The organism is Lacunimicrobium album (genome assembly GCF_052161635.1).
Classification (GTDB): Bacteria; Planctomycetota; Planctomycetia; order Planctomycetales; family Planctomycetaceae; genus SXPC01.
Genome location: NZ_CP197413.1, coordinates 4303087 through 4325710, shown reverse-complemented (window position 1 = coordinate 4325710; position 22624 = coordinate 4303087). Strand labels below are relative to the sequence as shown.

Annotated in this window: 19 protein-coding genes; 7 read left to right on the top strand and 12 right to left on the bottom strand. The window is 54.5% G+C overall.

Annotated elements, in window-relative coordinates; translation table 11 throughout:
• Positions 1 to 50: 50 nt before the first annotated feature.
• The 9 genes from SH248x_RS17380 to SH248x_RS17340 all read right to left on the bottom strand — a co-directional run bounded on the left by SH248x_RS17380 (position 51) and on the right by SH248x_RS17340 (position 10299).
• Positions 51 to 1109 (bottom strand): DUF1559 family PulG-like putative transporter, encoded by a 1059-nt coding sequence (locus tag SH248x_RS17380; RefSeq protein ID WP_459555573.1) that lies wholly within the window; start codon positions 1107 to 1109, stop codon positions 51 to 53.
• A gap of 172 nt (positions 1110 to 1281) precedes the next feature.
• Complete coding sequence (locus tag SH248x_RS17375; RefSeq protein WP_459555572.1) at positions 1282 to 2541, bottom strand: NAD(P)/FAD-dependent oxidoreductase; 1260 nt, start codon at positions 2539 to 2541, stop codon at positions 1282 to 1284.
• Positions 2542 to 2794: 253 nt separating this feature from the next.
• Positions 2795 to 3742: a proline racemase family protein gene (locus SH248x_RS17370; protein ID WP_459555571.1), complete on the bottom strand. Its 948-nt coding sequence runs from the start codon at positions 3740 to 3742 to the stop codon at positions 2795 to 2797.
• The gene (locus SH248x_RS17365) at positions 3739 to 4683 is read right to left on the bottom strand and encodes a dihydrodipicolinate synthase family protein (protein WP_459555570.1); all 945 of its coding nucleotides are present in this window, start codon (positions 4681 to 4683) and stop codon (positions 3739 to 3741) included. The genes SH248x_RS17370 and SH248x_RS17365 overlap by 4 nt, the downstream gene beginning before the upstream one ends.
• A gap of 81 nt (positions 4684 to 4764) precedes the next feature.
• Positions 4765 to 6534, bottom strand: a complete 1770-nt coding sequence (locus tag SH248x_RS17360; protein ID WP_459555569.1) for a DUF885 domain-containing protein — start codon at positions 6532 to 6534, stop codon at positions 4765 to 4767.
• Positions 6535 to 6593: 59 nt separating this feature from the next.
• On the bottom strand, positions 6594 to 7019 hold the full coding sequence (locus tag SH248x_RS17355; RefSeq protein ID WP_459555568.1) for a transthyretin-like family protein: 426 nt from the start codon (positions 7017 to 7019) through the stop codon (positions 6594 to 6596).
• 108 nt (positions 7020 to 7127) lie between these two features.
• The gene (locus SH248x_RS17350; protein ID WP_459555567.1) at positions 7128 to 8174 is read right to left on the bottom strand and encodes a DUF1559 family PulG-like putative transporter; all 1047 of its coding nucleotides are present in this window, start codon (positions 8172 to 8174) and stop codon (positions 7128 to 7130) included.
• 464 nt (positions 8175 to 8638) lie between these two features.
• Positions 8639 to 9064, bottom strand: coding sequence for a carboxypeptidase-like regulatory domain-containing protein (locus SH248x_RS17345; protein WP_459555566.1), 426 nt, complete (start codon positions 9062 to 9064; stop codon positions 8639 to 8641).
• A 179-nt stretch (positions 9065 to 9243) separates the two neighbouring features.
• Positions 9244 to 10299: a DUF1559 family PulG-like putative transporter gene (locus tag SH248x_RS17340; protein WP_459555565.1), complete on the bottom strand. Its 1056-nt coding sequence runs from the start codon at positions 10297 to 10299 to the stop codon at positions 9244 to 9246.
• Between the two features lie 865 nt (positions 10300 to 11164).
• On the opposite strand from SH248x_RS17340, the gene SH248x_RS17335 reads away from it, so the two are divergent.
• A complete protein-coding gene (locus SH248x_RS17335; RefSeq protein ID WP_459555564.1) occupies positions 11165 to 13426 on the top strand; it encodes a S9 family peptidase in 2262 nt (753 codons plus the stop codon).
• A 384-nt stretch (positions 13427 to 13810) separates the two neighbouring features.
• Here the strand turns inward: SH248x_RS17335 and SH248x_RS17330 are convergent, their stop codons facing one another.
• Complete coding sequence (locus tag SH248x_RS17330) at positions 13811 to 15598, bottom strand: NPCBM/NEW2 domain-containing protein (RefSeq protein ID WP_459555563.1); 1788 nt, start codon at positions 15596 to 15598, stop codon at positions 13811 to 13813.
• An 88-nt stretch (positions 15599 to 15686) separates the two neighbouring features.
• On the opposite strand from SH248x_RS17330, the gene SH248x_RS17325 reads away from it, so the two are divergent.
• On the top strand, positions 15687 to 16451 hold the full coding sequence (locus tag SH248x_RS17325; RefSeq protein WP_459555562.1) for a PAS domain-containing protein: 765 nt from the start codon (positions 15687 to 15689) through the stop codon (positions 16449 to 16451).
• Between the two features lie 283 nt (positions 16452 to 16734).
• A complete protein-coding gene (locus SH248x_RS17320) occupies positions 16735 to 17595 on the top strand; it encodes a putative capsular polysaccharide synthesis family protein (protein WP_459555561.1) in 861 nt (286 codons plus the stop codon).
• 2 nt (positions 17596 to 17597) lie between these two features.
• Here SH248x_RS17320 and SH248x_RS17315 read toward each other — a convergent pair whose 3' ends face one another.
• Positions 17598 to 18212 carry a transthyretin-like family protein gene (locus SH248x_RS17315; protein WP_459555560.1) on the bottom strand — a complete coding sequence of 205 codons (615 nt, stop codon included), beginning with the start codon at positions 18210 to 18212 and terminating at the stop codon, positions 17598 to 17600.
• A gap of 289 nt (positions 18213 to 18501) precedes the next feature.
• Here SH248x_RS17315 and SH248x_RS17310 point away from each other — a divergent pair, with 289 nt between their 5' ends.
• The 4 genes from SH248x_RS17310 (at position 18502) to SH248x_RS17295 (ending at position 21201) form a co-directional block, all read left to right on the top strand.
• Positions 18502 to 18972 (top strand): MarR family winged helix-turn-helix transcriptional regulator, encoded by a 471-nt coding sequence (locus SH248x_RS17310; RefSeq protein WP_459555559.1) that lies wholly within the window; start codon positions 18502 to 18504, stop codon positions 18970 to 18972.
• An 86-nt stretch (positions 18973 to 19058) separates the two neighbouring features.
• Complete coding sequence (locus SH248x_RS17305) at positions 19059 to 19811, top strand: Rossmann-fold NAD(P)-binding domain-containing protein (protein ID WP_459555558.1); 753 nt, start codon at positions 19059 to 19061, stop codon at positions 19809 to 19811.
• Positions 19812 to 19860: 49 nt separating this feature from the next.
• On the top strand, positions 19861 to 20559 hold the full coding sequence (locus tag SH248x_RS17300) for a pirin family protein (RefSeq protein ID WP_459555557.1): 699 nt from the start codon (positions 19861 to 19863) through the stop codon (positions 20557 to 20559).
• Between the two features lie 219 nt (positions 20560 to 20778).
• The gene (locus SH248x_RS17295; protein WP_459555556.1) at positions 20779 to 21201 is read left to right on the top strand and encodes a DoxX family protein; all 423 of its coding nucleotides are present in this window, start codon (positions 20779 to 20781) and stop codon (positions 21199 to 21201) included.
• Between the two features lie 381 nt (positions 21202 to 21582).
• Here SH248x_RS17295 and SH248x_RS17290 read toward each other — a convergent pair whose 3' ends face one another.
• A complete protein-coding gene (locus SH248x_RS17290; protein WP_459555555.1) occupies positions 21583 to 21885 on the bottom strand; it encodes a hypothetical protein in 303 nt (100 codons plus the stop codon).
• Positions 21886 to 22624: the final 739 nt, after the last annotated feature.

The window sequence follows — 22624 nt, the reverse complement described above, 5'->3', positions numbered from 1 at the left end:
ACTCGAGGACGGATGGGATGGTTAGAGACAGGGCATACGATCTGGCTGGTCTAAAACTGACCAACAGGCATCCCATCGTTTCTGTGAAGCAGCTTTTCAAACATTGAACCGTCGAATTCACCGTCAACGCGATGATCGATGTTCTCGTTAATGAAATGGACAGATCCATCAGCGAAGACGAACTGCGCTCCCCCCTTATGCAGGCTGGAATACGCGTATCGGCACATTGACCAGATGGCGTTGGGGTCGCCGCCGTTAGGCTGGTCGTGATTGATCAGGAAACCGCCCGAGCCGATGACCAGCCCGGAGTTCCACTGACCCCATTCTTTTTTATGTCCGAAGGGTGAGGCACCGACACAGTCAAAGGCGACCCCACTGGTAGGACTATGGGCAAATGAGGTGCGTTCACCGACAGCGATCGTATTGCTCAGGCCGTCCGTGACATCACGGAATCGGATGACGGTATTAAAGCCAAACAGGCCATTGAAGCTACTGGGATTGGAGGCGATGTAATCACTGGGAGGTCCCCACCAGGGCTGACCCCAATAGCGGTGAGTGGAGTGGTTGCCGACGTAGTTGGAGCGGATGGTGGCGGTATTGTTATTTCCGTTTGCTTCGGTGAGATCCGCCCAGAAGAGGCTGCCAAAGCCATCTGGAAAGTTGGTAATCAGGGCATCCGCCGAGTCGCTGGGGCAACGGAAGACGGAGATGGGCTTCTGCATCTGGTCGATGATCAGCCGAGTGTTGCTGCCGCTGGTGTTGGCTGCTGAGCCTGGCTGGAGGCAATCTCCCAGCGTATTGGGACCTGGCTTCATGAGGTCGAAAAGAGAAGCCTGTTCAAGCTGAGGGAGAATCATGGCCGACCAGGCCCATAGAGAGCCATTTACCTGGGAGATGTCGACGGATCCGGGAGGAAGGGTCGAATAGGTATCGTGGTAGTTGTGAAGGGCCAGTCCGAGTTGTTTCAGGTTATTCTTGCAGGTACTGCGCCGAGCGGCTTCACGTGCCTGTTGTACAGCGGGGAGCAGAATGGCGACAAGCGTTGCGATAATGGCAATCACAACGAGGAGTTCAATGAGCGTAAACGCAAAGCGGCTGCGAAGTGTCATAGCGATGTCTCACGTCAAGAGAAATGTAATATTGAGGTAGTGAGCGCGGACAGGAGATGTGTTCAGATTCTTGGACAACGATTCGCGAGCATTTTGGAATGGTTGTAATCGAGATGCTTTTTCGGATGACCTCCTCTGCGTTTTTGAGAGCGTGAAGTAAGTTCGTACTCACTTAAAAGCGAGTCGGCGAATACGGTAACGGATCGATGTGCGTCGGTTCTTTGAGGATCATTTCTTTGACGAGGCGTCCAGTCGCGGTCGCGAGGGAAAGGCCGAGCATGTTGTGGCCGGTCGCGAGCCAGGTGTTGGAGAAACGTGGGGTCTGGCCGATGATGGGGAGACTATCCCAGGTCATAGGGCGCCAACCGTACCAGGTTTCGAGCTTCTGGTCGGTGAAGGGGGTGATGAGGTAGGGCTTGGCGGAGTCTTGCAGTTGCTGGATACGATGCGCGGGGATTGATTCGTCGTAGCCTGAGAACTCCATCATCGAGCCGAGGCGGTAGGTATTTTCAAAGGGGGAGACGCCGACTTTGTGTTCGGGGAAGAGCATCGGGTACGACGGGCAGGGCTCGGGGCGGGTCATGGTGACGGAATAGCCTTTGCCGGGTTCGATGGGGATTTTGCATTCGAGGGTCGAGGAGAGTTTCGTGCTCCAGGCGCCGGTCGCGAAGACGACGGCGTCGACAGGGAGGTCGCCCTGGGAGGTTTCCAGATGAGTGATGCGACCGGAAGATTTTTTGACGCCGGTGAGCAGGCAGTTTTCACGAAACTCCACACCACGACTCTTCAATGAGCTCACAAGTGACTGATTGAGTTGCGACGGGTTGACCGACGCATCGCCGGGGTAGAGGAAGGCACCGGCGAGACCTGGTTTAAGGGCGGGCTCGAAGGTCGCCAGTTCGCTGCCGTTCATACGGGTGGCGGTGACGCCGAAGTTGTCAGTGAGAAAGTTGTCGGTCTTGGCGAACTCGTCGAAGCCGTGGTCGGTTCTGAGGACGTAGAGGAGGCCGTTTGTCTTGAACTGGCAGTCGAGTTGTTGAGCGGCGATGAGACGTTTGTATTCGTCGAGCGAGGAATCGAGAATCGCTTTGAGGGCCACTCCGGAGGTGAGCATCTGACGCTGGGTGCAGCGTCGGGCGAACTGCCACATCCAGTTGACGAGGGCGGGACTGAAGCGTGGTTTGACGGAGAAGGGTGCTTTGGAATTGAACAGGGACTTGATCGCCAGCGGGATCGCGGCGGGCTCTGTCAGCGGGAGGACGTGACTGGGGCAGATGTAGCCACAGTTTCCATGTGAGCAGGCGGCTGCGATCGTGCTCTTGTCGATGAGCGTGACTTTCAGGCCCGCATCGACGAGGTAATGAGCGACTGTGAGGCCGATGATGCCTCCGCCGACGATGGTGACGGATTCAGGATGAGCGGCTGCGATCATGGGAGTTTTGTTGTGAGTGCGGGTTGTTGAAGAGTGGAAATGAAGTGTCTGTCGCGGGGTTGCGAATGGGAGTCTGTGAGTGCCTATGCCTCACCCTCATCCGCCCTTCGGGCACCTTCTCCCCTCAAGGGAGAAGGGACTTCAGAATGAAATCGGTTGCCGCCCTCGGGTGCTTTCTTAGTTTATAGATGGCTTGTTGGCGCGATGCCCTCATCCGGCCTGTCGGCCACCTTCTCCCGGGGGGAGAAGGAAGTTATCGGGTGGGGAAGGGGTCGCCGGGTTGGCGGATCAGGGTGGCTTCGCTGACGATGAACGCTCGGCCGGTGATGCGAGGAATCACTCGCCCCTGCAAGTCGTGACGGTAGGTCGCCTGGAAACTGGAGCCGATGATGCTTTCCTGGACCCAGGGTTGATCTGGAGCCAGTATGCCATCGGCGGCCAGACAGGCGACTTTCGCGCTCGTACCGGTGCCGCAGGGGGAGCGATCGTACTCGCCGCCGGGACAGTAAACATAGTTGCGACTGTGAGCTTCGGGGTGTTCTGCGGGGCCGAAGAATTCGACGTGATCGATCTCCGCGCCGTTGTCGCCTGTGATGCCGAGGTCGCGCAGACGATAGCGGACTTTGTCGGCGGCGTCGGTCAGTTGGCGGACGTTTTTGACGTTGAGATCAAACGGGGCATTCTTGGCAAGGAAGAACCAGTTGCCACCGTAGGCGACATCGCCGGTGACCTGGCCGAGGCCTTCGACGTCGATCGTGATGTCTTTGGTTTTGCGGTAGCTGGCGACGTTCTCGATGGTCACCTGATTGGGCGAGAGGACATTCACTTCGACAATGCCAACAGGCGTTTCGATGCGTTGAACCCCGAGTCCGATGCGACCAAGATGGTAGAGCGTCACGGCGAGGCCGATTGTGCCGTGACCACACATACCAAGGTAACCGGCGTTGTTGAAGAAGATCACAGCTGCGGCGCAGCTCGAATCGGTCGGCTCGCACATCAAGGCACCGACGACGGCGTCGTAGCCGCGTGGCTCGAGGATGATGAGGCGACGGAAGTCATCGTGTTGAGTGCGGAAGATCTGGAGGCGTTCGGCCAGTGAGCCAGATCCCAGATCCGGTCCACCGCCGAGGACGACGCGCGTTGGCTCGCCTTCGGTATGGGAATCAATCACACGGATGCGCTGTGTGTTGGAGGTAATCATGTGTTTGCTCCTGGCCACTTGCTCCACCATGATTTGAACTGCGTCCACTGACCCGTCAGATAGTCTTTCTGACTTGGCGAGAGAGCGTCGGTCTTGTTGAAGTGGTGTTCGTATTCGGGATTGCCTTCGAGGACCATCAGGTGCTTGTAATGCAGAACGAGGTCCGGGCCTTCGTCGAAGGTGGAGAGGACCTTGAGGGCTTCGTCGAGTTCGAGGGCGAGCTTACGGGCCGATGGATCTCCGTCAGCGGCTTGCAGGCAAAGTTCGACCAGACGCAGGCATTGTTTGGGAAGTGCGTTGCCGACCCCGGTGATGGCGCCGGAGGCATTGCAGCGGACGATGCCGTGGAAGACCTGGGTATCGACACCGGCCATGAGTACGAGTTCCGAATCGATGCCCGTGATGTGTTCGGCGGCATAGGAGAGAGAGGCAGCCCCGCCGAATTCTTTGAAGCCGACGAGGTTTTTGTGGCTATCTCGAAGTTCGAAGAAGAGGTCGGCTTTTGTTTCGAAGCCGTAGTACGGGCTGTTGTAGATGACGGCGGGAACGTCACCGGCGGCTTTGAGGATCTCGGAGAAGTGAGCCTTCTGAGCGACCTTGGACGTCCCGCGAGAAAGAACTCGCGGGATGACCATCAGGCCAGCGGCACCGACTTCGCGGGCATGTCGGGCATGAGCGGCAGCGAGTCGTGGGTTCTGGGCACCGGTTCCGACGACGACGGGCACGCCTGCTTCGCAGAGCAGTCGGACCCCTTCCTGGCGCTCGCCATCGGTCAGCAGGGGCCAGTCGCCCATGGAACCGCAGTAAACGACGGCCGACATGCCGAGGTCAATGAGTTCTTTGCCCTTCTTGACGAGGGCGTCGTAGTTGATCCCCCCATCGGCGTGGCAGGGGGTCATCAGTGCGGGAATGCAACCTTGGAAAACGTGCGAGCGTGGCATGGGATTTTTGTATTTGGGTTAGAGACGAAGTGGATGAGTTTAAGTGAAAATGGTGCGGATTAACGGTCCGCACAGCGGACCCTACAAATCATAGAAACGCCACTCGGGGAAGCCCTCTGTGGTGAGTTTCTCTTCGAGGAGGATGGCTTTGACGGCTTTGTTCGGGACGGAGTTTTGGTACAGGATCATGTCGTGGAAGTCTTTATCGGTCATTTTCCCCGTGTCGACCAGTTGCTTACGCAGGTTCATGATCTGCAGGCCGCCGAGCATGTAGGCTGCCTGGTAAAGAGGACCGTAGGCGCCTTCCACGGAGCGACGGACTTCTGCGGTCGCGTTGCGTTTATTGTGGCCGACGTTCTCAACCAGGAAGGCGACGGCTTCATCGGCGGTCATCTGGCTGAGGTGATATTTGAGGGAGAAGATGATGCGGGCACAGCGGTGTGAACGCCAGAAAAGCATGCCCATGCGGTCTTCCGGGGTCTTGCCAAAGTCGAGATCCCACAACAGCATTTCCCAGTAGAGAGCCCAGCCTTCGACTTGGAAGGGGGTGCGGAAGAGCTGGCGGTGAGGACGGTAGCGGTCGGCCATGTAAAGCTGAAGATGGTGACCGGGAATGAGTTCGTGATGAACGGTCGCGCGGGAGAAGTGAATGTTGTTCCCCTGCATACTCATCAGCTTGTCGGCGTGAGCCATCTCCTGCGTCGGGAAGGAGACGCTGATGGTTTCGCCGCCGGTGAAGTACGGATTCACGCGTTGACGCTGGGGCGTCATCATCTCCATCTGCCAGAGCATTTTGCAGACTTTAGGAATGGTGACGAGGTCGCGCTGTTCGATGAATGCGACGGCTTCTTCTGCGAGCTCTTTGATGAGCTTGGGCTGATCGCCGGGAGGAACGTGGCGTGTCTCGACTTCGGTCAGAGCAGCATGCCAGTCGTCGCCGAAGCCCATCTCAGCGGCGGCTTTTTTCATCTCGTTGTGACACCAGACGAGTTCGCGTTCGCCGATCTGGATCAGCTCTTCGGGAGTGTAGTCGATCATTTCGAGCTTGAGTTCCGCGAGCAGAGCATCGCGGCCGATGGGCTGGCCGATGATCGGATCGTTGTCGGAAGTGCCGACGGAAATGCCACGCAGGGAGGCCCGGTAATCGGCGATCGCTTTGACGACTTTCGAATTGGGTTCGCTCAGCCACCAGCTGAATTGCGGGTCGTAGGAATCACGGAACGAATACCAGCGCCGCAGCCCGCGGTCGAGGTCATCAAGGACATAGCCGGCATGCATGGCGACGAGCGGATCAGCAGTCACGGTCTTGTTTTTGACCGCTTTGTCGGCGTCGGCAATCGCAGCAGACAGTGAGGTCATCATGTCTGCGGTTTTGATTGGATCGACGGGTTCGATTTTGCGGAGCGAATCGTAAAGTTCCCAGATCGTCGGTGCGAACGGGAGCAGCTTGCTGGCGGCTTCGTTCTTGGACTGTGTTTGGGAAAGCAGCGAAAGTTCGTGATCGAGTTTATTGCGAAGGAGGTGATAATCGACCTGACCTTCAAGATCGAGAGCATTGAAGTCGGCGTCCTTGAGACGCTGGATCCATTCGTTGGTGAAGGTGCGACAGGCATCCAGGCGAGCCGGGGAAAAACGCATGTCGTAGAAGCGACGCAGCAGGCCGTAGTCTTCGCTGTAGCGATGGATCATCGATCGCATCGGGCTGGACGAATCGTCGCGAAAGGCTTCGATCTCGAAGACTTTGGACATGGGAGCCGACTTCGCGTCGTCACCCGCCCGCAGGGGAGCAGCAAGAGATGCTCCCAGAAGACAGGTGAGAAACAAGGCGGCGTGGTGGTGAGAAACAAGCATGGAGGTGACCTGTGTTCAACGCGAGAATTCAGAAACGGTTGACTGCGTGAAGGATAACGTCACGGAATCTTAATTTCGAAATGATGAGATGATTCTGTAACGGAAAATGGTTCGGGGGATTTGTAGTCACCGGGAGGAATCGGCTTGCTGGTGACTGTGGACTTGCCCGAGGCAGCTGCCTGTGAAGGAGGTTGCGGACCGCCGTAGGTAATGTGAACCTCGTGAGTGCCCACAACTGCCCCCATCTTATCTGCAGAATACTTCAGATCGAAGTGACCTGTCGAATCTGTTTTTGCAGACGATGAACGTCCCGATTGTGGATAGAAGGTCACCAGAGCGTTGGAGAGTGGCTGCCCCTGGAGCGTCACCACACCATCGACAGGAATAATTTCAAGCCCTGAGCGTGGTCCGCATCCTGACAGCATGGCCACAACGAAGAGCAGTCCAAAAGTTGGAATTCGATGAGAAATGGGAGCAATCGACATTGTCTGTCTCGATGAAGCAGGGAGAAAAAAGGGGAGTCGCATAAAGGCCTTGATGAATTGCCCGGCATCCAAATTTGATACCGGGCAACTCAATGGGCAGAACAATGATTAGAATTCGCCAATGACCGAGCCATCAGCACGATCCATCAGAGCGGTGTAGGTTCCGAAGTAAATGGTTTCGGAGATGAATCGGACAGAGCCATCTGCGAGCACGAACTGCGCACCGCCTGCGTGAGCAGAACGAAAGGCCGTGTTGTTGTACTTGACGATGTCGCGTCCCCAGTCAGCCCATTCCCCCGTCCAGTTCATAACGGTGGCGTTGATCGGGAAAGAGGTGACAACGTGATTGCCGTTATAGCTGTCGATGCTGGAGGTCTGGCATGACCACAAACCGCTGGTGTTGTAGCTGGCGCGGTAATCACTGGTCTTGTTGTAGAAGTCCGATTGTTCTCCCAGAGCGATCGTGTTACTGGTCCCATCGGTGATGGTGGCGAAGTTGACCTTCTTGCCATAGAAGCGGGCAAAGCCTTGACGTGTAATGAATGGCAGAACGCCATTGTCGGCCATGTAACCGCCCCACTCCCAGGTGACGCCACTGGCAACTGTCGAAACAGTTCCGCCCTGGAATGAGCTGCCACTGTTGGCGGCGTAGTCGGAGATTTGAACATTGATTGTTGCCGGTGCACCGAGAGCTTGAGAGCCAGGAGTCGTCGGGTAGCTGGCGGTCTGCGGGAGGGGGCTGGAAGGACAGTTGAAGACCGGCATCTTCGAATTATTCATGACCTGCCAGGCACGAACGGGAGCAGTCCAGTCAGCATTCCAGTTATCGAAGTTGTTGTTGACCATCGGAGCCGCGTCATAAGCAGCACCTTGTTCGAGATAGGGCATGAGGCGGACCATCCATGATGGCTGACGAGACCAGCCACTGGAGTTGTAAACTTCACCGACACCCGCAGGGGGCATGCTGTTGTAAACATCGTGATAGTTGTGAATCGCCAGGCCCATCTGCTTGAGATTGTTGGAGCAGCTGGAACGTCGAGCGGCTTCACGGGCCTGCTGAACAGCTGGCAGTAGAATTGCAACAAGGACCGCGATGATGGCAATGACCACCAGTAACTCGATCAGGGTAAAGCCAGATCTGGTTTTTGAAGACATGAAACGCTCCCGAGAAAAATGACTCGAAGAAAGGGATCTGCAGCGTTGCGCGCCGCTGAAGAAAGGGAATATGCCGGGGCACTTCTCCCTTACCATAGGCAGGTCATATGCCGCTCACCTAGTAAAATGAGTTCTTCGCGATCTGAATCGGGAGACTTGTCATGCTTCGTTAAAGCGATTGCCGAATTCTGACAATTTCTTAACTGCCGTCGAGATGTTTTGAGTATCGATGGAACTGGATGCGTGTGTAAGTTCTGCGCACCTTTGATTGAATCTGCTCACATGCGCGTCATTTTTTCCCGGAAATTCAATAGCCCACTAGCAGTAACGACGTTTAGTTTTGCCTTCGTACGAACGGAATGTTTGTCATTTGACGTTCAGATGGACACCGAAGCGGTTGGAAAAAATCGCCTTTTTGCTAGACGATTTTTGACAAAACTTGCAGGCGTTTAGAACTTGTGCGACTAGTTCTTTAAGGCAAATTCGAAAACGGTGGCGTCTTTCGACACAGTGACTGCTTCCGGCCATTCCAGACTCACGAGCGGTTCACTCTTGGCAGCGGCAGGGGCGCGCTTTCCGGGTTCACCGTCGTTCTGCGGGGGAGGCTGAGGCCCGCCATACACGATCGAAACGCGATGCTCACCACCGACAGCCCCGGGTTGATTGGCATCATATTGAAGGACGAACTTTCCCGATTCGTCCGTCAGTCCCCAGGATGATTTTCCTGAAGCCGGATAGAACGTCACCGTGGCAGACGGAACTGGCTTACCACCTTTCGTGACCACCCCGCTGACAGGGAAAATTTGAGGGCCGCTCGGGCCACATCCGCATTGCAGGAGGATGAGGGACCAGAGAGCCAACGTGCAGATCCGAGGAAAAGAGGAAGACATACGGCACAACCTGAAAATGAAGACGTAAAGTTAAGTGAAGCTTGCTGGTTATTTTTATTGCCGGGAATGATTTGTACGCATCGCGAGGCGGCGTCAGGACGTCACACCAACGTGTTTTCCGTCCGGCCCGCCGCCAGAATTCGCGTTATTGCTGTGGGATGACCCTTACGGGAGACACTTTAGAACTCACCGACGACGTTTCCGTCTTGACGGTCCATCAGCGCGGTGTAAGTCCCAAAGTAAAGGGTTTCCGAGATGAATCTGACAGACCCATCAGCCAGGCAGAACTGAGCACCGCCTGAGTGTGCCGAACGGAAGGCGGAGTTATTGTAAACAACATCCGCATTGCGTCGTGTCGTTTGCCAGTTAGTCCCTGTGTAGTTGATAGGGACCAAAGTGACGACGCAGTTGAGATTTTCTCGTTCGTTGCTACCCGATCCGCACGACCAAATCCCGCCCTTCACATTGCCGGTGCGGTAATCATTCACCTTGTTATGGAAATCAGACTGTTCGCCGATGGCAATGGTATTGCTCGCTCCGTCGCTGATTTTTGCGAATGTCACTGAGCTGCCGGGGAAGGCGGGAGGTGTCGAGGTGCCGGGGCGGAGAAGGAATGGAATGACTCCGTTATCGGCATGGTATCCGTTCCACACCGAGAATGATGTCGTTGCGACGGTTGCGACCGTTCCACCTTGAAACCGGCTGCCACTGTTCGCTGCATAGTCGGAAGTCTGTACTTGAATGGTGTTGGATGGGGGAGCAGGCGAGAGTCCCATGGTTAGAGCACTGAGGGTATCTTGTCGTGTTCCTGGAAGTGGGCTGGAAGGACAGTTGTAGACGGGAACCCGTGCCTGGCTCATGACTTGCCAGTTGCGATTCGGGGCGAGCCATGTCTCCGGGCCGTCGTCAAAGTTGCTGGCGGTAAAAGTTAACCCATCGTAGGCGGCTGCCTGATCGATGAATGGCAGGATGCGGACCATCCAGGATGCCTGACGTGCCCACTGACCGCCGTTGCTGTGTTCACCAACCGAGGCAACGGGGAACTGGAGATAAACATCGTGATAGTTGTGAAGAGCCAGGCCCATCTGCTTGAGATTATTGGAGCAGCTGCTGCGACGAGCGGCTTCGCGGGCCTGCTGGACAGCAGGGAGCAGAATGGCGACTAGCGTCGCGATGATGGCAATCACCACCAGGAGTTCAATCAGGGTAAATCCACGATTTCGTAAACGATGCATGTGTATTGCCTCACGTTAGGGAATAAGGAGAAAACGAAAAAAGCGTATGACCGAAGAGCTTCGGTCGATTGTGAGTCATGCGATCAGCATCGCATCGGTTGATGAGATGGCAGGATACGCAGACAAAATGCCAAGACAAAGAAATTCCTTACGGCTGACATGTAGATTGAGAAAGTTGTGTTTGCTTGCTATTAAACATGCTGAAAATGTACAAATTTTGCGACTAAACTTTGAAAGAGGCGACGTCAACGGAAATCCATCTTGTTGATCATGCCTCAATTTTCTCCTTGCTAGCCTCAATAACATGCACTATTAGGCAACAGAAATATCCTCAAAAGACACTTATGTTCTCAGTAAGAAACTTTGTTGACTGCCAGTCTGGGCTTCTTGAAATCAAACCTCAAGAACAATTATGACGAATTAACACAATCTTGACATTGTTTAGTGAAACTGGAATGACGTGCTTGTTCACTGGGTTCAATCATCAAAGACTTACGCACGTCACTAAGCCGCTCCGATTAGTTAGCAGGCTGAATTGGGCAAACCGCCTGCTTGCGCGGATCGATATGAACGACTTCCTGATGCATCAGAGCACCTGGAACGCCTGGCTGCTTCTTTTCAACGACGACGTCTGGCTTTGCTTTAGTACGAACAGTTTGCCTGGTGCCTGAATACTCGCTGGATCAGTCTGCGATTGGAGAAAATCACCCTTTGGCGTGGTGAGTTTTCACAAAAACCGCTGAGCTGCACAAAGGGGGAGAATTGGAGTTTGCATTGCCGGGGTTTGTACGGCGACGATGTCTCACGTCGTGGTTTCGATCTGCCTCGATCGACCACCTTGCATTTACGTTCGAAGGATACACTGATGGTCCGTGTCGCTTTGCTCTCTCTGGTGATCGCGATTTCCCTGACTTCCAGCATGACGTTCGCGCAGGGCACGAAAGCCGATTATGAACGTGCCGATCGCTGGGGCGAGAGGATGCGCGGCAAGGCGACCAATGCCACGCTGATGCCAAGCTGGATTGGGCGGACCGCTTCGTTCTGGTATCGACATGAACCCCGTCCGGGTGAGTTCGAGTATCTGCTCGTCAAGGCAGGAGACACCAAGCCGGTCCCTGCGTTTGATCATGCGGTCCTCGCTGGCATGCTCTCAGAGGGGCTGAAGAAAGAGATCAGCCCGTCGAAGATGTCACTTTCTTTACTGACCTTCAACGATGACTTCACGACCGTCGAACTGACCTGTGAAGACAAACGCTTCAAGTATGACATCGCCTCTGCCAAACTGGAGCCGATCGAGCATCAGCCTCCACGCGGCGAACGACCGAACCGTCGTCGCGGCGGCGGTGGCGAACGCCGAATTCAGGATGCTTCGCGCAGCCGAACGTCGTCCGATAAATCGTTCACGGTCGATGTCAAAGACAAGTCGATCATCCTCAAAGATGAACTCCTGGGCGAAGAGAAAGCCGTCTGGAAACTCGATGTTGAAACCTCCGGCGAGTCGATTTCTCCTGATGTTTACTGGTCTGGCGATCAAACCCATTTCGTCGCAATGGTGACCAAGCCCGGCGGGGATCGCAAGGTTTACTATGTTGAGTCATCGCCTCGCGATCAGCTTCAACCCAAACTGCATTCCTACGATTACCTCAAGCCCGGCGACGATACCGAACAAAAGCGACTTGTGCTCGTCGATGCCAAGACTGGCGATGCGAAGGCGATCAACAACGAACTGTATGCCAACCAATGGAGCCTGGATGAGTTCCACTGGAGCCCCGATGGGAGTGAACTTCGCTTCTCTTTGAACCAGCGTGGACATCAGGTCTTTCGCGTGCTCGGCCTCGATGTAAACACCGGGAACGTGCGGACCATCATTGATGAGCAGAGCCCGACGTTCCTTGACTGGGCTTACAAGCGCTATCTGTTTCACCTGCGAGACACCGATGAATACGTCTGGGCGTCCGAACGCGATGGCTGGCGTCATCTGTATCTGTACGACGGGAAGACTGGCCAGGTCAAATGCCAGCTGACGAGTGGCGAATGGGTCGTGCGCGATGTCATCAAAGTCGACGAGAAATCACGCGAGATCGTCTTCGACATGGGTGGCTATCATCCCGAGCAAAGTCCTTACTACAAGCAGGTCGCCCGCATCAACATGGACAGCAAAGATCTGACCCTGCTGACAGAAGGGGACGGGTCTCACTCGACGGCCTTCTCGCCCGATGGTTCTGTCCTGGTGGATACCTGGTCGCGCGTCGATCTGGGACCAGTGCATGTGTTGCGTGACGCGAAGACCGGCAAGCAGATCTGTGAACTGGCCAGCTGCGACATGACGGCGTTGAAGGAGGCTGGCTGGGTCGAACCAGAACGATTCGTTTCGAAAGGTCGCGACGGCAAGACTGATATTTACGGGGTCATCTATCGCCCTTCGAACTTCGATGCGAGCAAGAAGTATCCGATCATTGAGTGGATCTACGCCGGGCCTCACGGGTCGCATTCCCCGGTGACGTTCTCCTCTGCCCCGCGTCAGCAATCGATGGCGGAACTCGGTTTCGTCGTTGTCTCCTGTGACGGTATGGGGACGTCTGATCGCTCGAAGGCGTTTCATGATGTCGCCTGGAAGAATATCGCGGATGCAGGTTTCCCGGATCGCAAGCTCTGGATCACTGCCGCTGCGTCGACTCGTCCCTGGATGGATCTCAACCACGTCGGCATCGGCGGAGGGTCTGCTGGCGGACAGAATGCCATGCGAGCCTTGATCGATCACCACGACTTCTATCACGTCGCGGTCGCTGACTGTGGCTGTCACGACAACCGCATGGACAAGATCTGGTGGAACGAGCAGTGGATGGGCTGGCCGATCGGCCCTCACTACGACGAACAGTCCAACGTCACCGGCGCCAAGAAGATGGAAGGCAAACTGTTCCTGATCGTCGGCGAGAAGGATGAGAATGTCGATCCTGCTTCGACCATGCAGGTCGTCGATGCCCTGCTTAAAGCCAATAAGGACTTCGACATGCTCGTCGTCCCCGGCGGCGGTCACGGGTCGGGGACCTCAAACCCAACGGCCTGGCGGAAGTGGCGGGACTTCTATGTTCGCCATTTGCATGGCGTCGAACCACGCTCGAAGTAAGCAATGACTGTGCCGCGATCTGCTGGCACTGCTGGCTTATCCCCAACGCGTTCGGCACGAAATTACTGACCATCAAACGATTCGATATTTCGTTCCGACCGTCTTGATCGCCGTCCTGCAGGGACGATATCTGTCAGCCCAGGACAACGTCCTGGGGTTTGGTATACGAGAGCGCACTCGCCCTGTAAGGGCGGATCATCGTTGATGGCACAATTGACCCGCCCCTACAGGGCGGAATATTTCTGGGGCCCTCATTTTCCCAGGATTTCATCCTGGGCTGACAGAAATCGTCCTTACAGGACGCAGACGACCTCTTGAAACATATTCACAACAATTATCCCGCAACATCGGCACTGCTCGTCGATCAGCAGTGGCATGCCGTTTTCACTCAGCATGCAGCTCGGGGGCCAACCACAATCCCCAGTCATCTCGGGTGCCGTCGGGAGTTGGACCGACGCTCAACTCGAGTTCCTGAACTCCGGACAGATCGACTTGAAACTCAACGAGTTGCCCGGCTTTGACGACATCAGACTGCCAAAGCGTTTTGTTGTCTCCTTTGACGATGAACTGCGCCGAGCCGGTGTGCCCATCGGCAATCCCTGCTTTCCCGGTCAAAGATTTCCATTTCCCGCCGAGCGAATAAACATGCCTGGCCGGTGCATGGGCATACAGACCACGTTCAAAAATCTGACCTGCGGATTCCAGCAAGACGCTGTTATCGGGGAGTCGATCAAAGGTGCCTCGCATCCAGCCGACTTCGACGGTGTTCGGCTTGAAGGATGTCAGAGGGGCTGACTTGGTCGAGCCGCCGGCTTCTGCAGGTGTCTTTGTTGGTGCAGACAGGGACATGAGATGTTTGGCGATTGCTGCTCCCTGTTTTGATGAGATGCGATCCGCCAGACGCTTTGTCTTCTCCTGATCTCGTCCAGAGTAGGCTTCCAGGAAGGGGGCTAACTCCAGACGAATCTGAGCCGTCGAGATATCGGGGACTCCATCGGGGCTGACACGATACATCAATCGAAGCTCGGGACTGTCGCTGACTAAGCCATTGCAATGCAGCGGCTTGATGCGCAGTTCTCCCAGTTTGCCCTTGGCAAGAGCATCGCTGGCGAATTCGAAGTCGCCAGCGGCATCGGGAATCGCAGTCATGGTCGTCGCGTTGTAATCCGAGTTTCCTTCGGGATCAAAGTAGGCAACCACCCCGTAGACTGGCGGTTCTCCTTTGACGTTTCCTTTGACACGGATGGCTTTCCCATCGACGTCAATCGACTTCAGCGATGCCTCGACTTTCGGGCGGACATCGAGTTGTTTGCTCACGCCGGAGAACTGGGGATGCGTGGCTAAACGCAGGGCATGAGCGAAGCTCAGAAATGCTCCCTGGCCTTCGCCGCGCATTTCCTCGCCGTAAGTCTGATTTCCGAGACCCATAATCGGCTGGCCTCGAACTTTTTCATCGGGACGTGGCGAGCAGTGTGGCAGACCCAGGCCGTGGCCGAGTTCGTGAGCCATGCCGCCGATGAAGATCGAATTGTGACGGCCGAGGGAAATGTTCCCGTACTCGCCATCGCGGATCTTCGGCTGCTTGAGTTTGATGTTGGGGATATCGAGTTCGGGGGAATCGAGCTGCCAACAGACCCCACTAGCTGCGGTTCCGCCGCCGTAATAAGGGGACTTGTGAGAGAACGTTAACGCCTTTGGATCCCATTCGGCGAGATTGCAGAAGATAATCATGGTCTCTTGATCGGGATCGAGTCCCTGAGCAGTCAGAACTCCCATACACTCTTTACGAATCTCATTACCGGAGGGCTTATCATAATCAGCGTAGGGCTTTTGTCCTTTGACGGAATGGATCAGGACCTTGCCTTCGCCAGTACGTTGCATGTTAATCGTCAGGTGACCAAACCCGTGACGATCCATTTCGTTGGCGTAAAAAGCCTGAATGTGTTTGAGGATACGGTTCAGGCGTTCTTCGTGGTTTTCAGGAAGAGGCCTGTCAGCTGGTGTCCAGGCGAAGACGTGCAGGTAACGCTTTTGTGAGCGATCGGCATCGGACTGCCACTTGGTCAGAATCTTCTGAGCTGCGGCTGACTGGAGGCGTTCATCGCGAACTGATTGAGCGATAGTGATGTTGCAGGCGAAGGCAACGAGCAGGAGTGGGAGAAGTTTTTTCATCACATCACCTTAAGAAATCGCCGTCTTTGTAACATTTAAGAACCGATTGTTGACCCGGAGAATTGGCAACTCAATAATCGATTCCACTATGACGCTGCTGAAAAATTACAAAAACGATTTCAAAGACCGCCTCGCCGCCCTGTATGACGAGATCCCGGCGCTGGCGTTATTTGAAGACGTCTTCTCGAAACTGGAAGAGGTCAACATCTGCATCAAGGATGTCAAAGGGCATTACCTGTGGGTCAACGAAGGCTTTCTGAAAAGCTGCCCTCAATGGCGACGTGATGACGTGATCGGGAAGACCGCGTTTGAAATCTATCCCGAAATGCTCGCGACGACGTATCACAAGCAGGATGAGTTCCTGCTCGCCAAAGGGAAGAGCCTGCAGGATCAGCTCGAGATGATCTCCAACAGCGATGGCTCAGTCGGCTGGTACACGACGAATAAAGTCCTTATCCGCAATCACCTCGGAATCATCCGCGGCATCATGGGGGTCTCACGAGAACTTCATGCACCGACCTCGAAAGATCCTCGCTTCAGCAAACTCTCAGTGGCTTTACAGCGGATGCGCAATGACTTTCGACAGCCATTGCGAATCAGTGACCTGGCGAAGGAGTCGGGGCTGTCGATCAGCCAGTTTGAACGCCTCATGCAGGCGATGATTCAGATTACACCCAAGCAGTATCTGATCCGCCAGCGTGTCGAGGCTGCGGCTGTGCTGTTACGACAGACAAACGATTCCGTTGCGGACGTCGCGATGAAATGCGGCTTCAGCGATCAGCCCTCTTTCTGCAAGCAGTTTAAAGTCACCACCGGGCTAAGCCCGCTGCAGTACCGGCGTTTACCTGTGTAGCTCAACAGCAACAGTTACCAATTTCACGACATAATTTACAAACCCATCTGCATTGCTCAAAACTGCTTGACCAGTATCGGGACTGGTCGTAACGTCCGGGCATCCTGTCTGGGAATTCTGACCCTCCCCCACCTCCTCTGATTGAGCCCGCGCTCCCCGCGTGATCGGCTGACTCAGCAGAATTCCTTCGTTTCAGGTGATGAACCCTGCCCTCGATTCGACAACATCGTTTCGGACGGCAGGACTGGCTTAAGGTGACTTGCCTTCCCAGGGAATACATCACATGCACTTCCTCCGACAACACCGGATTCGTCGGCGTGCGCGCCGCGCTCTCCTTCGAGACATTCGCAGGGAACGGTCGATCATTCTGATCTACCAGCCTGGAAAAGTCGCGTCGTCGACGATTGCGCAGACACTCAGCCAGTACCCGCAGTTTTCGATCTGGCAGCTTCATTCGCTGATTCCTGACATGATTCACCGTCTGATCAAGACACAGCTATCAGCAGGCATGAAACCGACAAAATGCCTCATGCAGGGAGAGGTGATCCGCGAAGAACTCCTCATTCACAAACGCGCGCCGTTTCGCGTGATCACTCTCGTCCGCGAACCGATCGCGCGCAACGTCTCGGCTTTCTTCGAACGGTTTTCAGAGTTCTTCCCGGGACGTTCGCCACTCGATGTGTCGGATCAACAGCTTGACGATGTCTTTCAGAACAAGTTTGATCATCACGCCATCGTGAACTGGTTCGATGATGATTTTTATCGCGCACTCGGAGTTGATCTCTACACGGCGTCATTTCATAAAGAGAATCGTTACGCCGTGATGTCGCATCCCCATTGTGATGTCCTTGTCCTGCGGACCGACTTACCAGACTTCCGGAAGATCGCAGCGATCTCGCTTTTTCTGGGAATGGAAGAGACACCCGAAGTCATCCAAGCTAACGTCGCTGAGCTGAAAGTCTACAAGGACGTTTACAAACGTTTCGCCAGTCGGATCAGACTCAATGATGATCTTTGCGAAGAGCTGTTGAACAGTCGATACGCCCGGCATTTCTATACAGAACAGGAACGCCAGCAGGCGATGGCTCGCTGGTCCATCGGAGCAGCAGGTGCAGGAGATTCGCAACGCAGGAAAGCAGCGTAAGGCTATTGAATCTTCTTCTCGGACGCCTTGTTTTCAATCACGCTTTCTGTCGGCGGGGTATAGACCGACAACGCCGACAGGTCTTTGGGCAGCTGACTGTTATCGATGACGGAAAAGATATCGGGTTCATCGCCATCCAGATATTCGTCGCCATAGAAGATCGGATGGATCTTGTTGTAGTGCTCGAGCTCTGCGACATCTTCTGCCGTCGTTGTCAGCTGAATGTTAAAGATATTCTCTTTCTTCTCGACAACGAATCGCAGTGTCGATGGAATTTTACGAAAGCGTGAGGGGACCACTTCTTTATTGTAATTGACGACGTCTTCAGCACTGGAAGTCATGATCGTGACGTCGTGGACACCAAGAAGCGCACCTTCTTTGGATGAGGAATAGCTCAATTCATAATGGCCATCGATATCGGTGATCGCCAGAGAAGGACGATTTTTTGACTGTGGATGGAACGTTACGAAGGCGTTGGCAAGTGGTTCGCCATCGAGGGTGACGACACCTTTCACCGGCGAGCAGGCATACGGATCAGGAGTGAATGTCGCCTGTCGGTAGACAAAGACCCCCAGGAGCAACGAGCAGAGTGCAGTCAGTAACATCGCAGGACGCATGAGGATTCAATCTTCTTGCCGAAGTGGCCGAGTGAATTGAGTTGGGGGGAACCCCGAAAGAGATGGTGTTCAAAACTCAAGCAAAAGTTCGAGCTATCCAGTATTCTCGATCCGAAGGGTCAGTTCAAGTCGATTCTTAACGAAAACGATACATATCTGAATAAACTCCGTCGAACGATGAATGTTTCGACGCGAACGGCATCAACATTGCTCCATATGTATTGAATTGATTCTGGTCTATTGACATATCAATTATCCACCCATACGTTTCATTAGGAGGGTAATCATCATGTCGACCGGTCGCTTACAGCAAGAACTCAAGAAAAGGCAGCCATTCGAGTTACTCGAACAGGAAGCCTGCCTGAACCTCTTCCGCACTTCGGATCTGCTTCAGAATCGGATGGGGAAATTCATGCGGGAGTTTGGTTTAACTCCTTCGCAATACAACATCTTGCGCATTCTTCGAGGTGAAGGAAAGCCCCTTCCGAGCCTGGAAATCGCCTCCCGGATGATCCAGGTCGTGCCCGCGATCACGGGGCTGGTTGATCGCCTGGAAGCCCAGAATCTCGTTGTCCGAAAGCGTTGCAACGAAGACCGACGGGTTGTTTTTATCGACATCACCCCTGCAGGACTCGAACTGCTGGCCAAAATCGATCAACCGCTGTACGAGGCCCATAAACAGGTCCTCTCGATGCTTTCCGAGGACGAAATGCGCACGCTCAGTCGACTGCTGGAAAAAATTCGGAGCGAGGGCGTGTAAGGGAAAGAAAAAATTTTCGACTTAAGGTTTACACATCAACTGTTGAGTTGAAGACATTTCAGGTCTAAACCTTTTGGAGCAGAGCCATGAATTTCTCAGGAAAAGTCGTCCTCGTTACCGGCGGCACATCTGGCATTGGCAAAGACACCGCCATCGCATTCGCCAAGCAGGGAGCGAATGTTGTAGTCGCGGGTCGACGTGAAGCGGAAGGCCATGCCGTCGTCGCAGAGATCGAGAAGACCGGACAAAAGGGGCTCTTTGTCAAAACGGATGTCTCTCAAGAAAGCGACGTCAAAAACCTGATCGAGAAGACGGTCGAAAAATTCGGTCGCCTCGATATCGCCTTCAACAATGCTGGAGTCGAGTCCGCAGGACCAGTCACTGAGTTTCAGGTCAAGGACTATGAACATGTTTTCGGCATCAACGTCCTGGGTGTTCTGCTGTCACAAAAGTATGAGATTCCGGTCATGCTCAAACAGGGAGGCGGCGTGATCATCAACACGACGAGCGTCCTCGGACACGTCGGAATGCCCAATGTCAGCGTCTATACAGGGTCCAAGTTTGCCGTCGAAGGAATTACCAAGGTGACCGCCCTCGAATATGCCGCTGCCGGGATTCGCGTCAATACAGTCGCGCCGGCGGTGACACAAACGGAAATGTTTGACCGCGTCAGTGGCGGAAACGCAGACAACATCGCGGCGATGACTGCGATGCACCCCATGGGACGAGTTGCGACTCCGATGGATATCGCTGGTGCTGTCATGTTCCTGGCGAGCGATGCGGCTTCCTTTGTGACAGGGATCTCCATTCCTGTCGACGGCGGAATTCTGGCTCGCTGATTCTCTCTTCCTACTAACAACGATTCACCAACAGATCGGGAGGTCTGTCATGCTCACCCTACGTCAATCAACTGACCGCGGCCACCTTAATCACGGCTGGCTTGATACTTATCACACCTTCTCGTTTGGCGATTATTATGACCCGAACTGGGAATCCTTTGGAACACTCCGCGTGATGAACGAAGACGTGGTCGCGCCGGGGCAGGGCTTCGGGACGCACGGTCACCGTGACATGGAAATCCTGACGTACGTCCTCTCGGGCGCCCTCGAACACAAAGACAGCCTCGGCCATGGCGAAGTCCTGCGTCCCGGCGAATTCCAACGCATGTCCGCCGGGACTGGAATCCGTCACAGTGAGTTCAATCCGTCTGTCGATGAGTCGGTGCACCTTTACCAGATCTGGCTGTTCCCTCGTGCCCGTGGTTTAGAGCCCGGTTACGAACAGAAAGCAATCGATCTGGAAAGCCGACGGAATCAGCTTGTCCTGGTTGCCTCACCGGATGGAGCAGAAGGATCGTTGAGTATCCAGCAGGATGCCAAGGTCTACCTGTCTCGTCTGGATGCAGACAAGTCCCTCGACGTCACGCTCGACTCGAAGCATCACGTCTGGTTGCAAGTCCTCGAAGGTAATGTCACCGTCGGCGGCCACGATCTGCACGCCGGCGACGGGGTTGGTCTGACCGAAGAGACGGCATTGAAAGTCACTTCGAAAGCCAACTCACAAGTTCTGCTGTTCGACATGACATGACCTGATCCTTTACGCGATCCGTGCTTCGTCCCTTCTCCCTTGAGGGGAGCCGCCTTCTGTCCCTTCTCCCTTGAGGGGAGAAGGTGCCCGAAGGGCGGATGAGGGTGGGCGATAGGCAACGGCTGACATTCGATAACGTCCAAAAGCGTCAGGCAACTCTGTTTTTCTTTCTGTTTATGACACCCGCATATCACATCGCAATTATCAAGGATTACTCCCATGCAAGCCGCCATCAGCGTTCTCGGACGTTTGTTTCTGGTCACAATCTTTCTGCTCTCTGCGGTTGGAAATAAGATTCCCAATTACAGCAACATCGCGACCTACATGGGATCACAAGGCGTCCCACAGCCTCAGATTCTCCTCGCTGGTGCCATTGCCTTCCTGATCGTCGGAGGAGTCAGCGTTCTCCTGGGCTTCAAAGCAAGATTCGGCGCGGGTTTGTTATTCGTCTTCCTGGTACTGGCAACGTACTACTTCCATGACTTCTGGACATTCCCTGCTGAACAGCGACAAGACCAGATCATTCAATTCATGAAAAACCTTGGCCTGGGCGGAGCGATGCTCTTCATCATGGCCAACGGCTCTGGGGCTGGCAGCCTGGATCAAATTCTCTCAAAACCCAAACCAGTGACGCAAACATAAGCAGGTCTGCTGCAGCCCAAAAAACATACACCCCCGGTTGTCAAAGACGACAGCCGGGGGTGTTTTTATTTGCGTTGAGTGAACTCTGAGCCGAGGGTCACTGTATCGGGATGATGGAAATCTTCATGGTCCTGCTCCGTTAAAAACATCAGGTGAATACAGAAATCATCGGCTGTCAGGCGTATGAGTATTGACGTTGGTTGGGTGAAAAATTTGTGAGTTGGGGTAAGAGCCGTTTCATGAAAGTAGGGTGCTGGTGAGTCTTCGAACCGCACCAAATGGGGATTCAAACTTGAACTGACTCTGGGTCCGCATTTGGTGCAGTTCGCAAAGCCTCACCAGCACCCTACATATCGAACAGACCCACTCTTCGGACAACTGTTACCAGCGGCCGTGACCGCCGCGGTGATAATGGTAGTGTCCTGGCTGCACGTGGAAGTGATTGCCGTGACGGTAAATGCTCGTTGGGTAGTAGTCGAAGTGGCCGCGCGGTTGATAGCCATAGCCATAACCCCAGCCACCGCCGTTGTATCCATATCCGTAACCACCGCCTCCGTAGTAACCTCCGCCATAGCCACCATGATGATGATGACCGTGACCGTGGTAACCGCCGGCCTGACTGACACTCACAGAAGCTGCGACGATCACCAGTGAAAGTGCAGCGTACTTGATGAAGCGAAACATGACTGATCTCCTTGGAATTGTCGTTGGTGCATTCGACAGTTGATGGCCTTTCCCTTGAGCCATGGATGAATAAAGTTGCATACGGCGTGCCATGAGCGTTTATTGGCGAAACGCCGAGAAATTCACAGGATTCTGGCTGAACACGGAGTTCATATCGCGACAGTGTGTTCTCGGTGTGACGACACTTTTGCGGGCACCGAATCTCGATGTCTTTCGACATCATGAGACGACGAATTGAGACAGTCGATTCTCTCATGATATTCGCGACTCAACACGACTCGTGAAACATCAGAAAGGAAAATGCTATTGCCTTGTCGTATAAGTTTCCGGATAATGTCGTGTGGTTTGGTCGGCTATCCGCTCTTTGAGAGACGCGCCGGCCGAACCTCGAAAAGGATTTCACTGTCAGACGATGACCGATCGCGATCACGCCTGGCAGTCACGATGCTTGCAAACCAGAACATCATTGGTTCTGCAACATCAACCGACAGGACGTTGTGATCAGCATGAAGATTTCTCTGCCATGCCTGGGCCGTCAGTCCTTCCGAGCCGTGATCAGTTTCCCATTGAACGGGACCGCTGATCAGGGTCTGCGGATCCTGCTCTGCTTCTGTAATGGTCGAGTCTCCTCTCCGTCGTTCTTTCGAATTCTAGGATCGAGCCGTGTTTCATCCACACGAGTTCATCACAGAGAAAAGAACTGGCGGACTTTTTTTGCGCGGTCAGTTTTTTTCATGTA

Coding starts and splice junctions, on each gene's coding strand:
- SH248x_RS17380 (WP_459555573.1), bottom strand. CDS start 1,109: ATGACACTTCGCAGCCGCTTTGCGTTTACGCTCATTGAACTCCTCGTT.
- SH248x_RS17325 (WP_459555562.1), top strand. CDS start 15,687: ATGACGCTGCTGAAAAATTACAAAAACGATTTCAAAGACCGCCTCGCC.
- SH248x_RS17300 (WP_459555557.1), top strand. CDS start 19,861: ATGCTCACCCTACGTCAATCAACTGACCGCGGCCACCTTAATCACGGC.
- SH248x_RS17310 (WP_459555559.1), top strand. CDS start 18,502: ATGTCGACCGGTCGCTTACAGCAAGAACTCAAGAAAAGGCAGCCATTC.
- SH248x_RS17305 (WP_459555558.1), top strand. CDS start 19,059: ATGAATTTCTCAGGAAAAGTCGTCCTCGTTACCGGCGGCACATCTGGC.
- SH248x_RS17295 (WP_459555556.1), top strand. CDS start 20,779: ATGCAAGCCGCCATCAGCGTTCTCGGACGTTTGTTTCTGGTCACAATC.
- SH248x_RS17370 (WP_459555571.1), bottom strand. CDS start 3,742: ATGATTACCTCCAACACACAGCGCATCCGTGTGATTGATTCCCATACC.
- SH248x_RS17350 (WP_459555567.1), bottom strand. CDS start 8,174: ATGTCTTCAAAAACCAGATCTGGCTTTACCCTGATCGAGTTACTGGTG.
- SH248x_RS17340 (WP_459555565.1), bottom strand. CDS start 10,299: ATGCATCGTTTACGAAATCGTGGATTTACCCTGATTGAACTCCTGGTG.
- SH248x_RS17335 (WP_459555564.1), top strand. CDS start 11,165: ATGGTCCGTGTCGCTTTGCTCTCTCTGGTGATCGCGATTTCCCTGACT.
- SH248x_RS17290 (WP_459555555.1), bottom strand. CDS start 21,885: ATGTTTCGCTTCATCAAGTACGCTGCACTTTCACTGGTGATCGTCGCA.
- SH248x_RS17345 (WP_459555566.1), bottom strand. CDS start 9,064: ATGTCTTCCTCTTTTCCTCGGATCTGCACGTTGGCTCTCTGGTCCCTC.
- SH248x_RS17375 (WP_459555572.1), bottom strand. CDS start 2,541: ATGATCGCAGCCGCTCATCCTGAATCCGTCACCATCGTCGGCGGAGGC.
- SH248x_RS17320 (WP_459555561.1), top strand. CDS start 16,735: ATGCACTTCCTCCGACAACACCGGATTCGTCGGCGTGCGCGCCGCGCT.
- SH248x_RS17315 (WP_459555560.1), bottom strand. CDS start 18,212: ATGCGTCCTGCGATGTTACTGACTGCACTCTGCTCGTTGCTCCTGGGG.
- SH248x_RS17355 (WP_459555568.1), bottom strand. CDS start 7,019: ATGTCGATTGCTCCCATTTCTCATCGAATTCCAACTTTTGGACTGCTC.
- SH248x_RS17360 (WP_459555569.1), bottom strand. CDS start 6,534: ATGCTTGTTTCTCACCACCACGCCGCCTTGTTTCTCACCTGTCTTCTG.
- SH248x_RS17330 (WP_459555563.1), bottom strand. CDS start 15,598: ATGAAAAAACTTCTCCCACTCCTGCTCGTTGCCTTCGCCTGCAACATC.
- SH248x_RS17365 (WP_459555570.1), bottom strand. CDS start 4,683: ATGCCACGCTCGCACGTTTTCCAAGGTTGCATTCCCGCACTGATGACC.